Source organism: Stappia indica (assembly GCF_020177335.1).
Taxonomy (GTDB): Bacteria; Pseudomonadota; Alphaproteobacteria; order Rhizobiales; family Stappiaceae; genus Stappia; species Stappia indica_B.
Map to the genome: position 1 here is coordinate 313,878 of NZ_JAIVMG010000003.1, position 14,318 is coordinate 328,195.

Here is a 14,318-nt window from a genome sequence, read left to right on the forward strand (position 1 = left end):
CTTGCAAATCCGTGTCTTGTTTGCTGTTGAGAGGACCCTAAATGCTCTAGTCACTATAGGTTCAAGAGGGAAAATGCGCGATGTTGACGATTGGTGAGCTGGCACGGGCAACAGGGGTGAAGGTACCGACCATCCGCTATTATGAGAAGCTCGGGCTGATCGCCGAGCCGACGCGCAGCGAGGGAAATCAGCGTCGCTATGCCGGTCCGGCCCGCCAGCGCCTGTCCTTCATTCGCCATGCGCGTGATCTCGGGCTGTCGCTCGATGCGATTCGCGAGCTGCTGCATTTGAGCGAGAACCCGGACATGCCCTGTGCCGAGGCGCATGTCATCGCCGGCGCGCATCTTGCCGCAACAAGGGCGCGCATTGCCCAGTTGCAGCGGTTGGAGGCGGAGCTGGCGCGCATCACCTCGGCCTGCGACACCGGCACCATCGGCGATTGCCATGTCATTCACGCGCTTGCCGATCACAGCCTGTGCGACGGCGAGCATTGAGGGAAGGCGTTGTTGGCTTGGGGGCCCGCGCCGGAACTGAGCCGATCCGGCGCGGGGCGGTTTCATGTGGGGGCCTTAGAGAACCCGGCCGGGGCTGAGGATGCCGTTCGGGTCGAAGGCCTGCTTGATGCGGCGCATCATTTCCAGTTCCACCGGCGATTTGACCTCGGCCAGAAGGTCCCGCTTCAGCCGACCGATGCCGTGTTCGGCGGAAATCGAGCCGCCGTAGCGCTGGACGATGTCATGCACCACCTTGTTCATGTCATCCCAACCGGCAATGAAGGCGGCCTTGTCGGCGCCGACCGGCTGGCTGACATTGAAGTGGATGTTGCCATCGCCCATGTGGCCGAAGGGCACCGGGCGGCAGCCGGGAACCTTGGCTTCCACCGCGGCGATCGCCTCGGCGAGGAAGGCCGGGACGCTGGCCACCGGCACGGACACATCATGCTTGATCGAGCCGCCTTCTTCCCGCTGCACTTCCGACAGCCCATGGCGCAGGCGCCAGAAATCGGCGGCCTGGGCGCCCGATTCGGCGAGTGCGGCATCTTCCACCAGTCCGGCCTCGAAGGCCTCGCCAAGGATCGCTTCCATCAGGGTCCGGGTCGGGGCCTGGTCCTCGCCGCTTTCGGTGCCGGAGGACAGCTCGACCAGAACATACCAGGGCGAGGGCGCCTGCAGCGGATCGCGGGTGCCGTCCAGATGGCGCAGGGTGAACTCCAGTCCGACGCGCGGCATCAGTTCGAAGCCCGTCAGCATCGCGCCTGCGCGCCCGCGCGCGGTTGAAAACAGCTCCAGCGCCGCTTCCGGCGAACTGAGTCCCACGAACGCCACATCCCGCTCCCGGGGAAGGGGGAACAACTTGAGCACGGCGGCGGTGATCACCCCCAAAGTGCCTTCCGAACCGATAAATATTTGTTTCAGATCGTAACCGGTATTGTCCTTCCGCAGGCTGCGCAGACCCTCCATGATCGACCCGTCGGGGAGCACCACCTCAAGGCCGAGAACCAGCTCGCGGGTGTTGCCATAGGCAAGCACCGCCGTGCCGCCGGCGTTGGTGGCGATGTTGCCGCCGATCTGGCAGGAACCCTGGGAGCCGAGGGTCAGGGGGAACATCCGGTCCTCCGCTTCGGCGGCGTCATGGATCGCCTGAAGGGTACAGCCTGCCTCCACGGTCATGGAGAAGCCGGCGGCGTCGATCTCCCGCACCTTGTTCATCCGGGACAGGCTAAGCACGATTTCCGTAGCGGAATCATCGGGAATTTGCCCGCCGACCAATCCGGTGTTGCCCCCCTGGGGCACGATCTTGAGCCCATGGGCATTGGCGTGGGCGAGGATCTGCGACACCTCCTCCCGGCTGCCCGGGCGCAGCACGACCGGTGTCTTGCCGACGTAAAGGTCGCGCCATTCGCGCAGGTAAGGGGCCATGTCCGCCGGATCGCGCAGGGCATTGCGTTCGCCGACGATTTCGATGAGGCGGGAAAGAGAAGCGGGATCGGACATGATGAGCGTCGAGACCTGTTCGGTTGGTAGCGGGAACGGCGAAGACGATTATCACATTTCTCAGCCCCGTCGACGCCCTCGGCCCGCATGCCGATGGCTTGAAGGTGACTTGGGGCTGTGCCATAGGAACGCGGCTCGCTATGCCGACGGGGTGTGGTGGGCGCGGTCGCGGGTGCAGATTGCATCGAACGCGCGGCCGCCGGAGTTTGCGTGCAGGAGACAAGGCATGGCGATGACACAGGGACTGATGGCTGGAAAGCGCGGGCTGATCATGGGCGTCGCGAACAATCGGTCCATCGCTTGGGGGATTGCCAAGGCGCTCGCCGACGCGGGAGCGGAGATCGCACTGACCTATCAGGGAGAGGCGCTGCGCAAGCGGGTCGAGCCGCTGGCGGCCGATCTCGGCGCCATCGTCGCCGGTCATTGCGATGTGACGGACGCGCAGTCGATTGACGCGGTGTTCGAGACCCTGGAGCAAACCTGGGGAAAAATCGATTTTCTGGTCCATGCGATCGCCTTCTCCGACAAGGACGAGTTGACCGGGCGCTATGTCGATACGACGGCGGAGAACTTCAGCCAGACGATGCAGATCTCCTGCTACTCGTTCACGGCGGTCGCCCAGCGGGCGGAAAAGCTGATGACCGATGGTGGCTCGATGCTGACGCTGACCTACTACGGCGCCGAGAAGGTGATGCCGCACTACAACGTCATGGGCGTTGCCAAGGCCGCGCTTGAGGCGAGCGTGCGTTATCTCGCCGCCGACCTTGGCAAGAACAAGATCCGGGTCAATGCAGTTTCCGCCGGTCCGATCAAGACGCTCGCCGCTTCCGGCATTGGCGACTTCCGCTATATCCTGAAGTGGAACGAGTACAACGCGCCGCTGCGGCGCACCGTCACTATCGACGAAGTTGGCGACGCGGCGTTGTTCCTCCTGTCCGATATGGGGCGCGGGGTGACCGGCGAGATCCAGCATGTGGACAGCGGCTATCACGTGGTCGGCATGAAGGCGGTGGACGCGCCGGATATTTCCGTCGTCAAGGACTGAGCCCCTTCGCCGGTTTCGTTGAAAGGCCCGCTTGAGCGGGCCTTAAGCTTCCGACAAAGGGCAAGGACGTCTTTCGCGTCATCCCGGGCAAGCCTTGGCGCGACCCGGGATCGGAGAGCCAGAAGACGGGCATTTCCAATAGATGGAGCCGAAAGGCCGTGCCTCGCCGATCCCGGATCTTCGCTTGCGCTCCGTCCGGGAGGACGCCACTCAGGGGGCTTTGTCATCGCACTCGGGCCCGCTTGCGCGGGCCTTTCCGCGTAGCGCGCTAGCGCCCGTGCGGACTTGCCGCCGACCGTATCAAGGATACCTGAAGAGCTATGAGCGAACAGGCGAACGGCGCCACCCGGCTGAAGCCGCCCTTCATGGCGTTCATCCGGCATGGCCAGACCGACTGGAACGCCGAAGGGCGTATGCAGGGCCAGCAGGATATTCCCATCAACGACATCGGCCGGTCCCAGGCGCAGCGCAACGGCGAGGCGCTGCGCGCCTATCTGGAGGCGAGCGGACGGGACCATTCCGAGCTGGAATTCTTTGCGTCCCCCCTGTCGCGCACGGTGGAGACCATGCGCATCGTCTGCCGCGCGCTGGAGCGGGACGAGGACGCCTTCGGACGCGATGACCGCTTGCGGGAAATCACCTTCGGCGCCTGGGAAGGCTTCACCATCCCGGAACTGGCCGCGAAGACGCCGGAACTGACCGCGGCGCGCAAGGCCGATAAATGGGGCTTCGTTCCGCCCGAAGGGGAGAGCTACCGGATGCTCATGACCCGGGTGGAAGCCTGGCTCGTGACGCTTGACCGACCGAGCGTGGTGGTCTCCCACGGTGGTGTGATGCGGGTGCTGCGCGGCTGCCTGCTCGGGGTGCCGAAGCCTGAGATCCCGGCCCTCGACACGCCGCAGGACAAGGTCCTGATCTGGGATGGGGCCGACCTGTCCTTTATCTGACGAAAAGGTCGGCCGCCGTCCGGGCCGTGGTGCGCTACTGCTGGATCTGCACGTCCGACAAGGTCTTGCCGCTGTCATCTTCCTCGAAGAACACAAGCACGGCCATGCCTGGCTTGAGATCGTCGATGTAGAAATCGACCGGGATCGAATAGCTGTTGCCGTCGGACAGGGTCAGCTTGGCCTCGTCCGGATTGATGTCGACGATCGTCGCCTCAACCTCCCCGGCGATTGCCGCGCTCAGCGCGGCGCCCAGGATTGCCGTTGCGGCAGCGAGCAGTCTGATGGAACGTCTCATTCTCGTCTCCGTTGACGCCGCCCATTGCAAGGGGGCGGTGGATCGAACCGGAAGGCCGCGCGCGCGTCAAGCCGGTCCTTGCACGTTTGCCGCAGCGCAGGATGAACCGGTAGCCGCCAGGCCGCGTACAGACTTTACCGCCATCTGGGTGTTTTCATGGCATGGTGCTGGAAGGGGGCGGGCAGAAAGGTCCCTCCAATGTCCTTAGTACAGCCTCGGAACGACCGTTTCTACGAAGAGCTACCTGCATTCACTGATTTCACCAAGGTGAGCGAAGGGCATGCGTTCGCCGATTTGCCGGCGGACTGGGTGCTACTGGCCACCGATATCGTCCGCTCCAGCGATGCGGTCGCCGAAGGCCACTACAAGACCGTCAACATGATCGCTGCCGCCACATTGGCCACCATCCTCAACACGGCGAAGGGCGCCGATCTGCCGTTCGTCTTTGGCGGCGATGGGGCGATGGCGGGGGTGCCGGCCAGGCTGGCCGCACCGGCCTCCGCAGCGCTGGCCGGCCTGCGAAACATGGCGCGGGAGGTGGCGGGGCTGGAGCTGCGCGTTGGCGCCTTTCCGGTTGCCGACCTGCGGGCTTCCGGCGCGGGCCTCAAGGTGCGCAAGTTTCAGCTCAGCGAAGGGAACCATCTGGCGATGTTCGCCGGTGGCGGTCTGGAACTGGCCGAGGCGATGCTGAAGGATCCGGACCGGGCCGCACCTTACATCGTGCCGGAAACGGACGAGGCGCCGCCGCCGCCGCTCGATGGGCTTTCTTGCCGCTGGGAGCCGGTCTTCTCGGAGCGGGGCTTCATGGTGACGGTGATGTTGCGTCCCGCCCGGGGGCAGGCGGAGGAGTTGCGGGCGATACTCGCCGATCTCGACACGCGCCTGGGGATTGCATTGACGGGGACGGATCCGGATGCCGCGCCAGTGCGCCGGACCAATCTGCGCTTCCGGTTCCCGCCGGGTGGGCTCTGGCGCGAGATGCGCATGATCGGCTGGCGGCGCGGCCGAGGGCGTGTGCTCGCCCGGGCGCTGTTCGAATCGGCGGTGTTTCTGCTGGCGCAGCTCACCGGTCGGCGCATCGGCCCGCTGGTGCCGGACCGCTACATGGAGGAACTGCGCCGCAACATCGATTTCCGCAAGTTCGACGATACGCTGCGTCTGGTGCTCGATCTCAGCGGAGATCAGACGGCGGCGCTGCAAGCGTATCTCGATGCGGAGCAGGAGGCCGGCCGGCTGCACTACGGCATGCATGTGGCGGATTCGGCGCTGATCACTTGCCTGGTGTTCAGCTTGGAGAAAAGCCGGCACATCCATTTCATCGACGGTGCGGACGGCGGTTTCACCCAGGCGGCCCGTGCCTTCAAGCAGAACCGGGCGTAATCGGAATTTCGCGCAAAAGCGGTTTCCCCTTTGCCGCAGACCGCGCTAGAAGAGCCGTCGAATGCCGTTCTGTCCCCTCTTTGCTGGTTCCTGTCGATGTCGCACAATTCCTTTGGTCACCTGTTCCGCGTCTCCACCTGGGGCGAAAGCCACGGCCCGGCGCTTGGCTGCGTGATCGACGGATGCCCGCCGCGCATTCCGCTGGCGGCGGAAGAGATTCAGGCCTTTCTCGACAAGCGGCGGCCGGGCCAGTCGAAATTCACCACCCAGCGGCAGGAGCCGGACGCGGTCCGCATCCTCTCCGGCGTGATGGTCGACGAGGACGGGGTGCAGAAGACCACCGGTACGCCGATCTCGCTGATGATCGAGAACACCGACCAGCGCTCCAAGGATTACTCGGAGATCAAGGAACGCTACCGGCCGGGGCATGCGGATTTCACCTATGACGCCAAATACGGCATTCGCGACTATCGCGGTGGTGGACGCTCCTCGGCGCGCGAGACCGCCGCGCGGGTGGCGGCCGGCGCGGTGGCGCGCAAGGTGCTGCCGGGGCTCCGCGTGCGCGGCGCGCTGGTGCAGGTCGGGCCACACCGCATCGACCGGTCGCGCTGGGACTGGGAGGCGGTCGATCGCAATCCGTTCTTCTGCCCCGATCCGGTGGCGGCGGAAGAATGGGCGGCGTATCTCGACGGCATCCGCAAGGACGGTTCGTCCATCGGCGCGGTGATCGAGGTGATCGCCGAAGGCGTGCCGGCGGGTCTTGGCGCGCCGATCTATGGCAAGCTCGATCAGGACATCGCCTCGGCGCTGATGTCGATCAACGCGGTCAAGGGCGTGGAGATCGGCAACGGCTTCGAGGCCGCGACATTGACCGGCGAGGAAAACGCCGACGAGATGCGCGTCGGCGCGGATGGACGCCCGGTGTTCCTCAGCAACAACGCCGGCGGTGTGCTGGGCGGCATCTCCTCCGGAGAGCCGGTGGTGGCCCGCTTCGCCGTCAAGCCGACCTCTTCGATCCTGACGCCGCGCCGTTCGGTGACGCGCGGCGGCGAGGAGGTCGATGTGCGCACCAAGGGCCGTCATGACCCTTGCGTTGGCATTCGTGCCGTGCCGGTCGGCGAGGCGATGGTCGCCTGCATCATCGCCGATCACTATCTGCGCCATCGTGGTCAGAACGGCTGATTTCAGTAACACTGAAATCATTTATGTTTTTCATTGATACTGAAAGCCTGCTCGGCTAGCCTGCGGTCATGAGACTGGATGAATGGCTTGCTCAGCAAAGGGAATCGCGGTCGGGCTTTGCCCGGCGCGCTGGCTTGTCGCCGGCGGCGGTAACGGCCCTGTGCAACGACCCGGGCGTCTGGGTGTCGCGCGACAGCGCGGAGCGGATCGCTGCCGCCACCGGCGGCGCGGTGACGCCCAATGATTTTCTCGGCTTGAGAGTAGCGAAGGAACAGAACATGACCCAATCGCGTGTGGCGGAAGCCATCCGCGCGTTCGAGCGCGGCGAAATGCTGGTCGTCACCGATGACGACGACCGGGAGAATGAGGGCGACCTGATCGTTGCCGCCTCGCTGGTGACCACCGAGCAGATGGCGTTCATGATCCGTCATACCTCGGGCATCGTCTGTGCGCCGATGACCCGTGAGGCGGCCCGCCGTCTGCGGCTCGATCCGATGGTTGCCGACAACGATGCGCCGCTGTCGACCGCCTTCACCATTTCCGTGGACTATCGTCACGGCCTGACCACCGGCATTTCCGCCGATGAGCGCTGCTCGACGGTGCGCGGGCTGGCCAACCCCAATGCCGGAGCCGCCGATTTCGTGCGCCCGGGGCACGTGTTCCCGCTGGTGGCGCGCGAGGGCGGGGTCTTGATGCGCTCCGGTCACACCGAAGCGGCGGTCGACCTGTGCCGGCTGGCCGGTCAGCCCGAGGTCGGGGTGATCTCCGAGCTGGTCAATGATGACGGATCGGTCAAGCGCGGGCCGGAGGTTGCCGCCTTCGCCGCCGAGCATGGGCTGAAGATGGTGTCGGTCGCCGATCTGATCGCCTGGCGCCAGCGGATGGAGCGTCTGGTCGAGCGGGTCAGCGAACAGCCGGTGGAAACCATCGCCGGTCCCGCCTACGCGGTGACCTATTCCACCCCTTACGATCCGATGCACCATGTCGCCGTCGTCTACGGCGATATTCTCGATGGCCGCAATGTGCCGGTGCGCCTGCAGCTTGAATCCGTGCTTGACGATGTCTTCGGCGGCGCCCGGGTGATGGACGACGTGATGCGCGATTTTGCCGCTCGCGGCCGCGGTGTTGTCGTCTATCTGCGCGAAGGCTCTGTTGGCGTTGCCCGCAATGTGGGGCGGCCGCGCTCCGATCTGTCCGCCGCCGAGGTGGAAGAACACCAGTCCGCCCAGGCGCGCGAGGAACAATGGCGGGAAATCGGCCTTGGCGCACAGATCCTGAAGGATCTCGGCGTCAACTCGATCACCCTGTTGGCGTCGCGCCAGCGCCACTATGTCGGCCTGGAAGGCTTCGGAATCGTGATCGAAGGAACGGAAATTCGCGAAGGATAACATCGCGTTACGGGCGGATCGCGCAAGGTCCGCCCGGAATCCGGACAAAAAAAGAGGTCGTGCGCGATTGCACGACCTCAAGTCGATCACTGTGCACGTGGCCCCATCGACCACAACTTCTATTTAGTAGATTTTGCGCTACAATGCATCACCCTTTTAGGTGAGGCATGTCGTGTTTTTCGGCGCTGCGCCGTTCTGATGGCGGAGGTCGATCGCCTGACGCTGTCTGCTTGCGACCGTACCGGGCTTGCCTGCCTGCGGGGTTTGGTCTGTTCGGGGTTTGCACCCTATGTACAGATGGTGCTATCCAGCGCGCTGTCTTCAGCGTCGATGCGATCTGACGAAACCTTGGGATTCAGCCCGTGTACCAACGCCCCGATACGCCGCTTCTCGATACCGTTCCGACCCCGGACCGGCTCCGCATGCTCGATGAGAGCGACCTGCGCCAGGTGGCCGATGAACTGCGCGCGGAAATGATCGACGCGGTGTCCGTCACCGGCGGGCATCTGGGCGCCGGCCTTGGCGTGGTCGAGCTGACGCTGGCGATTCACTACGTCTTCAATACCCCTGACGACCGGCTGATCTGGGACGTGGGGCACCAGTGTTATCCGCACAAGATCCTCACCGGTCGGCGGGACCGCATCCGCACCCTGCGTCAGGGCGATGGCCTGTCCGGCTTCACCAAGCGCAGCGAGAGCGAGTTCGACCCCTTCGGCGCGGCGCATTCCTCCACCTCGATTTCCGCTGGGCTCGGTATGGCCGTCGCCCGCGATCTCGACGGGGGTAACAACAACATCATCGCGGTGATCGGCGATGGCGCCATGTCCGCCGGCATGGCCTATGAAGCGATGAACAACGCCGGTGCCCAGCATTCGCGGCTGATCGTCATTCTCAACGACAACGACATGTCGATCGCCCCGCCGGTCGGGGCGATGAGCGCCTATCTGGCGCGGCTGGTTTCCGGCCGCACCTATCTGTCGATCCGCGATGCGGCCAAGCAGCTGGCCAAGGTGTTGCCGCGCCAGCTTCAGCAGAAGGCGGCGCGGGCGGAAGAGTACGCGCGCGGTTTCTGGACCGGCGGCACCATGTTCGAGGAGCTGGGCTTCTACTACGTCGGACCGGTGGACGGGCACAATCTCGACCATCTGTTGCCGGTGCTGAAGAATGTCCGCGACACCCATCAGGGGCCGGTGCTGATCCATGCGGTCACCCGCAAGGGCAAGGGCTACGCGCCGGCCGAGGATTCGGCCGACAAGTATCACGGCGTTGCCAAGTTCGACGTGGTGACCGGCAAGCAGTCGAAGCCCAAGGCCAATGCCCCCTCCTACACCCGCGTCTTCGCCGAGAGCCTGGTGCAGGAAGCCGAGCGCGACGACAAGATCGTCGGCATCACCGCGGCCATGCCCGATGGCACCGGCCTCGATCTGTTCGGCGAGGCGTTCCCCACCCGCATGTTCGATGTCGGCATTGCCGAGCAGCACGCGGTAACCTTCGCCGCCGGCATGGCGACCGAGGGGTTCAAGCCGTTCTGCGCGATCTACTCCACCTTCCTGCAGCGCGCCTATGACCAGGTCGTGCATGACGTGGCGATCCAGGGCCTTCCCGTCCGCTTCCCGATCGACCGGGCCGGGCTTGTCGGCGCCGACGGTCCGACCCATGCGGGCGCCTTCGACACCGCCTATCTCTCCTGCCTGCCGGGCTTTGTCGTGATGGCCGCCGGCGACGAGGCGGAGCTGCGCCATATGGTGGCCACCGCCGCCGCCTATGACGAGGGGCCGATTTCCTTCCGCTATCCGCGCGGCGAGGGCGTTGGGCTCGATCTGCCCGAACGCGGCGTGCCGCTGGAGATCGGCCGGGGACGGATCCTGCGCGAGGGCGGCAAGGTGGCGCTCCTGTCGTTCGGCGGACGTCTGGCCGAATGCCTCAAGGCGGCCGATGAGCTCGATGCCGCCGGCTTGCCGACCACGGTTGCCGATGCGCGCTTCGCCAAGCCGCTGGACGAGGATCTGGTCGCCCGGCTGGCCCGCGAGCACGAGGTGCTGGTGCTGGTGGAGGAAGGCTCCGTTGGCGGCTTCGCCAGCCAGGTGCTGCATCTTCTGGCGCAGCGCGGCCTTCTGGATGCCGGCCTCAAGGTGCGGCCCATGTGCCTGCCCGATGTCTATCTCGACCATGACAAGCCGGAGCGCATGTATCAGCGCGCCGGGCTCGACACCAAGGGGATCCTGACCACGGTGTTCGCGGCGCTGGGCCGGGCGGAGGGGGCTGCCACCATCCGCCGCGCTTGAGCGGCGCGGGTGCTGCGGCGCCCGTCAGACCGCCGACAAAGGACAACGGCCGCCTTCCGCGTCTTCCCGGGTAAGCCTTGGCGCGACCCGGGATCGGAGAGCCGAAAGACGCGCGTTTTCAATAGACTGGATCCGAGAGGTCGTGCCTCGCCGATCCCGGATCTCCGCTTCGCTTCGTCCGGGAAGACGCGGAGCGTGCGGCGATGTCGCCACCCTCGCGGGCGCTGTGGTGCTCGGTTGCCCCGATCTATGCCCCGACCTATGCGATGCGGGATGGCGCTATGCGAAAACCGTTCGTTGACAGCGGCGCCGCGTTTCTAAAAGGGTTGATGCTTGTGCAATGAACGCCGTGCGGTCCGCCGGCGTTCATTTTCGTTTGTCGCCGGTGGAGAGCATCATGGCGCAGGCATTGGCTCCGGTGACCGCACTCCTTGTGTCGATCGCCCTTCTGATTGCGGGACATGGCCTGCAAAGCACCCTGTTGCCGTTGGCCGGCGCGCAGGCCGATTTCTCCGATGTGGCGATTGGTCTGGTCTCCTCCAGCTATTTCTTCGGTCTGGTGCTCGGCTGCCTCGGCGCCCCTTACGTGATCATGCGCGCCGGGCACATTCGCGCCTTCGCCGCGCTGGTGTCGCTGATGTCAGCGGCGGCGATCCTGCATCCGATCTTTGTCGACCCGGTGGCCTGGAGCGTGATCCGCATCATCTCCGGTTTCTGCCTTGCCGGCTTTTACATGATCGTCGAGAGCTGGCTGAACGAACAGGCGAGCAACGAGAACCGCGGCAAGATCATGTCGGTCTATATCGTGCTGCTCTATGCGGCGATGACCGTCGGCCAGATTTCCATCACCACCATGGAGATCACCACCTTCGTGCCCTTCGCGGTGGCCTCCGTTGCCGTCAGTCTCGCGGTCATTCCGGTATCGCTGACCACGGCCAATCAGCCAGCGCCGATCACCGTGGTGCGGTTGCGGCCGGTCAAGCTCTACCGCAACTCGCCCACCGCGCTGGTGGCGGTGCTGCTGATCGGCGTGACACAGGGCGGGCTGTGGCTGATGGCGCCGCTCTATGGGATCCAGATCGGCTTGTCCAACGACAACGCTGCCTACTTCGCGGCGGCGGTGGTCGCCGGCGGGGCGCTGGCGCAATGGCCCATCGGTCGGGCTTCCGACCGGGTCGACCGGCGTCTTGTCCTGCTGTTCCTGGCGGTGTGCGCCGTATCGGTCGGCTTCGCCTTCATCATGCTGAACGTGGAAGGGGTGGCGATGGCCTTCGGGCTCGCTTTCCTGGTCGGTGTGGCGACCCAGCCCGCCTATGCGATTGCCGCCTCGCACGCTTTCGACCACGCCGATCCGGATGACTACGTGGAAACCTCCTCGGGCATGAATCTGGCCTTCGGCATCGGCTCGTCCTTCGGCCCCTTGACCGCGTCGCTCTTGATGGAAAACGTCGGCCCCTGGGGATTGTTCCTCCAGGTGGTGGTGATCCAGGGTGTGCTGGCGTTCTACATCCTGTCCCGTGTGTTTCAGCGAGCGGCCATTTCGGAAGAAGAAAAGACCGACTTCGACTATGCCGCCTCGGCGCAGCTTGGCAACGTGCTCTCGCCCGAACCGCTCGATGTGGAAGACCCCTACGTCATTCCGCCGGAAGAATTTCCGGCCTATGAGCTGGATACGGCCCTGGAGGACGGTGCCGTTGTCGAGGAATACTGGCCGACGTCCGAAACGGATGAGGATGAGCCGTCCGAGCCGGAGCCCCAACCCCAGCCTGCCTCGCAGTAGGGGGCATGCGTGCGGTCGGCGAGGGGAGGCTTGTGACCTTGCCGAGCTGCAACTGGTGAATGTGGTAGGGGTGGTGGCCATGCGGCAATTGAGCGCTCGACGGCGGCCGCCTCTTGAGGCATTGTCCGGTCGATGATGAGGCACCCGACCCTTTTCCGGACCTTACGGCGTGAGCGTTTGCCATTTGCGCTCGTGGCCATGCTTGCGCTCGTTCTGCAGCTTATGGGCGCAGGTGCTGGCATGGCCATGCCGCAGGCCGGCGATGGCGCAGTGCAGGGGCAAATTCTCTGCCTGGGGTCGCTGGCATTTGGCCTGGAAGCCGAGGGCGGCGACGGCCCGCGCGAGCATCACGGGGACGGGCTCTGCCTTTGCGGTCCGGTGTGTCCGCACGGTTCGGCGCTGACGGTGGTACAGCCGCCGGCGGGGGAGGGCATGCCTTCCGCGGCACGTGTTGCCATTCGCCAGGCCTGGGCGCCGACCACCGACAGGGGCGGGGCCTGTGACGCGACTCGGTCGCCGGGAATTCGCGCGCCTCCACGTAAGGTCTGACAGTGGAGCCGATCCACCCGCCGATTTCCTTCGCCGCGACAGGCAAGGGGGAGCGGAGCGGATCGGATCGCGCCTTTTCCTGCCATGCCGGCCGCGCATGAGGCGTATGCCGGCGACCAACATCATCTGAATTTTGCGAGATATCACATGAACATCATCAAATCCGTGGCCCTTGCCGTCGCTCTCACCGCCACCTCCCTGCCGGCGTTGGCCGCCGACGTGACCCTTGGCGAGTTGACCCTTTCCGACGCCTGGACCCGGGCCACTCCGCCCAACGCCCAGGCCGGTGGCGGCTTTGTCACCATCACCAACAAGGGGGGCGATGACCGGCTGGTCTCCGCCGCCGCGAATGTCTCCGCAAAGACCGAGCTGCATGAGATGGCCGTCATCGACGGCGTCATGAAGATGCGGCCGATGGCCGACGGCATCGCCATCCCGGCCGGCGAGACCGTGGCGCTGAAGCCCGGCGGTCTGCATGTCATGTTCATCGGCCTGAATGCGCCGCTGAAGCAGGGCGAGACCGTGCCGGTGACGTTGACCTTCGAGAAGGCCGGTCCGGTGGAAGTTACCTTCTCGGTGGAGAAGATCGGCGCCAAGGGCATGGGCATGAACCATGGCGCCGGCGGTCATGGTGGCATGAAGAACGGCATGAAGAACGGTAATTCCGGCAATTGAGGACAGGATGTCTGGCTTGAAACTCGTAAGATATGGAGCATGGGCGGCGGTAGCCGCCCTGCTCGGGGTCGTTGCCTACGTTTCGCTCGATTATTATCGCGGCGGAAAGGACGGCAGCATGATCGCGCCCCTGGCGTCGATCGGCGGTCCCTTCACCCTGACCGATGGGTCGACCGGCAAGGTCGTGACCGAGGCAGATTTCAAGGGCAAGCCAAGCGCCTATTTCTTCGGCTTTACCTTCTGCCCGGATGTCTGCCCCACCACCCTTGCCGAGGTGCAGAGCTGGATCGAGACGCTTGGGCCGGATGCGGACAAGATGAACTTTGCCTTCGTCTCGGTGGATCCGGAGCGGGATACGCCCGAAGTCATGCGCGACTATGTGGCGGCCTTCGACAAGCGCATTCGCCCGCTGTCGGGCACCCGCGAACAGACCGATGCGATGATCAAGGCCTATAGGGTCTATGCCCGCAAGGTCGAGTTGGACGATGGTGGCTATACCATGGACCACTCGGCGGCGATCTTCCTGATGGACAGCGACAATCGCTTCGTCGGTACCATCGCCTATGAGGAAGATCCGAAGAACGCCATGGCCAAGCTGCGCCGTCTGATCGACAATGCGCCGTCCTGACTTTCGGTCCATCATGTGTGGGGTGCCGGACTGATGCGCAATGAATTGCTGTGGCCGGCGGGCCTCCTCGTCGTGCTGACCCTGGCGGCCACGGCGCTGCTCTGGCTGAAATACGGAGAGCGGGTGTTCGTCGATCGTCTGCTGTCCGGGCTTGCCGGGTGTTTCTGAAA

Annotated in this window: 14 protein-coding genes; 11 read left to right on the forward strand and 3 right to left on the reverse strand. The window is 65.0% G+C overall.

Annotated features, from left to right (window positions below; translation table 11 throughout):
* Nucleotides 1-80 precede the first annotated feature (80 nt).
* Entirely contained in the window at nt 81-494 is a 414-nt protein-coding gene (locus LC062_RS05825; protein WP_224910087.1) for a MerR family transcriptional regulator, read from the forward strand.
* 75 nt (nt 495-569) lie between these two features.
* Here LC062_RS05825 and LC062_RS05830 read toward each other — a convergent pair whose 3' ends face one another.
* Nucleotides 570-1,994, reverse strand: coding sequence for an FAD-binding oxidoreductase (locus LC062_RS05830; RefSeq protein ID WP_224910088.1), 1,425 nt, complete (start codon nt 1,992-1,994; stop codon nt 570-572).
* Nucleotides 1,995-2,220: 226 nt separating this feature from the next.
* Here LC062_RS05830 and fabI point away from each other — a divergent pair, with 226 nt between their 5' ends.
* Nucleotides 2,221-3,039, forward strand: coding sequence for an enoyl-ACP reductase FabI (gene fabI, locus LC062_RS05835; RefSeq protein ID WP_224910089.1), 819 nt, complete (start codon nt 2,221-2,223; stop codon nt 3,037-3,039).
* Nucleotides 3,040-3,359: 320 nt separating this feature from the next.
* Complete coding sequence (locus LC062_RS05840) at nt 3,360-3,986, forward strand: histidine phosphatase family protein (RefSeq protein ID WP_224910090.1); 627 nt, start codon at nt 3,360-3,362, stop codon at nt 3,984-3,986.
* A gap of 34 nt (nt 3,987-4,020) precedes the next feature.
* On the opposite strand, the gene LC062_RS05845 is transcribed toward LC062_RS05840, so the two are convergent.
* Nucleotides 4,021-4,281 carry a DUF1344 domain-containing protein gene (locus tag LC062_RS05845; RefSeq protein ID WP_224910091.1) on the reverse strand — a complete coding sequence of 87 codons (261 nt, stop codon included), beginning with the start codon at nt 4,279-4,281 and terminating at the stop codon, nt 4,021-4,023.
* Between the two features lie 198 nt (nt 4,282-4,479).
* On the opposite strand from LC062_RS05845, the gene LC062_RS05850 reads away from it, so the two are divergent.
* The 5 genes from LC062_RS05850 (at nt 4,480) to LC062_RS05870 (ending at nt 12,296) form a co-directional block, all read left to right on the forward strand.
* Nucleotides 4,480-5,661, forward strand: a complete 1,182-nt coding sequence (locus tag LC062_RS05850) for a DUF3095 family protein (protein WP_224910092.1) — start codon at nt 4,480-4,482, stop codon at nt 5,659-5,661.
* A gap of 96 nt (nt 5,662-5,757) precedes the next feature.
* Nucleotides 5,758-6,843, forward strand: coding sequence for a chorismate synthase (aroC, locus tag LC062_RS05855; protein WP_224910093.1), 1,086 nt, complete (start codon nt 5,758-5,760; stop codon nt 6,841-6,843).
* A gap of 68 nt (nt 6,844-6,911) precedes the next feature.
* On the forward strand, nt 6,912-8,231 hold the full coding sequence (gene ribB / locus LC062_RS05860) for a 3,4-dihydroxy-2-butanone-4-phosphate synthase (RefSeq protein WP_224910094.1): 1,320 nt from the start codon (nt 6,912-6,914) through the stop codon (nt 8,229-8,231).
* A 362-nt stretch (nt 8,232-8,593) separates the two neighbouring features.
* Nucleotides 8,594-10,516, forward strand: a complete 1,923-nt coding sequence (dxs, locus tag LC062_RS05865) for a 1-deoxy-D-xylulose-5-phosphate synthase (RefSeq protein WP_224910095.1) — start codon at nt 8,594-8,596, stop codon at nt 10,514-10,516.
* Nucleotides 10,517-10,913: 397 nt separating this feature from the next.
* A complete protein-coding gene (locus LC062_RS05870; protein ID WP_224910096.1) occupies nt 10,914-12,296 on the forward strand; it encodes an MFS transporter in 1,383 nt (460 codons plus the stop codon).
* A gap of 162 nt (nt 12,297-12,458) precedes the next feature.
* Here LC062_RS05870 and LC062_RS05875 read toward each other — a convergent pair whose 3' ends face one another.
* Nucleotides 12,459-12,647 carry a hypothetical protein gene (locus LC062_RS05875; RefSeq protein ID WP_224910097.1) on the reverse strand — a complete coding sequence of 63 codons (189 nt, stop codon included), beginning with the start codon at nt 12,645-12,647 and terminating at the stop codon, nt 12,459-12,461.
* A gap of 345 nt (nt 12,648-12,992) precedes the next feature.
* Between LC062_RS05875 and LC062_RS05880 the strand changes: the two genes are divergently transcribed.
* Genes LC062_RS05880 through LC062_RS21325 form a run of 3 tightly spaced genes read left to right on the forward strand, consistent with a single transcriptional unit; the run spans nt 12,993 to nt 14,316 of the window.
* On the forward strand, nt 12,993-13,520 hold the full coding sequence (locus LC062_RS05880; protein ID WP_224910098.1) for a copper chaperone PCu(A)C: 528 nt from the start codon (nt 12,993-12,995) through the stop codon (nt 13,518-13,520).
* A 7-nt stretch (nt 13,521-13,527) separates the two neighbouring features.
* The gene (locus LC062_RS05885) at nt 13,528-14,148 is read left to right on the forward strand and encodes an SCO family protein (RefSeq protein ID WP_224910099.1); all 621 of its coding nucleotides are present in this window, start codon (nt 13,528-13,530) and stop codon (nt 14,146-14,148) included.
* Nucleotides 14,149-14,181: 33 nt separating this feature from the next.
* A complete protein-coding gene (locus tag LC062_RS21325) occupies nt 14,182-14,316 on the forward strand; it encodes a hypothetical protein (RefSeq protein ID WP_263625476.1) in 135 nt (44 codons plus the stop codon).
* Nucleotides 14,317-14,318: the final 2 nt, after the last annotated feature.

Excerpts from the sequence above, each read along its gene's own strand:
- LC062_RS05825 (WP_224910087.1), top strand. The coding sequence starts at position 81 with ATGTTGACGATTGGTGAGCTGGCACGGGCAACAGGGGTGAAGGTACCG.
- ribB (WP_224910094.1), top strand. The coding sequence starts at position 6,912 with ATGAGACTGGATGAATGGCTTGCTCAGCAAAGGGAATCGCGGTCGGGC.
- LC062_RS05840 (WP_224910090.1), top strand. The coding sequence starts at position 3,360 with ATGAGCGAACAGGCGAACGGCGCCACCCGGCTGAAGCCGCCCTTCATG.
- LC062_RS21325 (WP_263625476.1), top strand. The coding sequence starts at position 14,182 with ATGCGCAATGAATTGCTGTGGCCGGCGGGCCTCCTCGTCGTGCTGACC.
- LC062_RS05830 (WP_224910088.1), bottom strand. The coding sequence starts at position 1,994 with ATGTCCGATCCCGCTTCTCTTTCCCGCCTCATCGAAATCGTCGGCGAA.
- LC062_RS05870 (WP_224910096.1), top strand. The coding sequence starts at position 10,914 with ATGGCGCAGGCATTGGCTCCGGTGACCGCACTCCTTGTGTCGATCGCC.
- fabI (WP_224910089.1), top strand. The coding sequence starts at position 2,221 with ATGGCGATGACACAGGGACTGATGGCTGGAAAGCGCGGGCTGATCATG.
- LC062_RS05845 (WP_224910091.1), bottom strand. The coding sequence starts at position 4,281 with ATGAGACGTTCCATCAGACTGCTCGCTGCCGCAACGGCAATCCTGGGC.
- LC062_RS05880 (WP_224910098.1), top strand. The coding sequence starts at position 12,993 with ATGAACATCATCAAATCCGTGGCCCTTGCCGTCGCTCTCACCGCCACC.
- aroC (WP_224910093.1), top strand. The coding sequence starts at position 5,758 with ATGTCGCACAATTCCTTTGGTCACCTGTTCCGCGTCTCCACCTGGGGC.
- LC062_RS05885 (WP_224910099.1), top strand. The coding sequence starts at position 13,528 with ATGTCTGGCTTGAAACTCGTAAGATATGGAGCATGGGCGGCGGTAGCC.
- LC062_RS05850 (WP_224910092.1), top strand. The coding sequence starts at position 4,480 with ATGTCCTTAGTACAGCCTCGGAACGACCGTTTCTACGAAGAGCTACCT.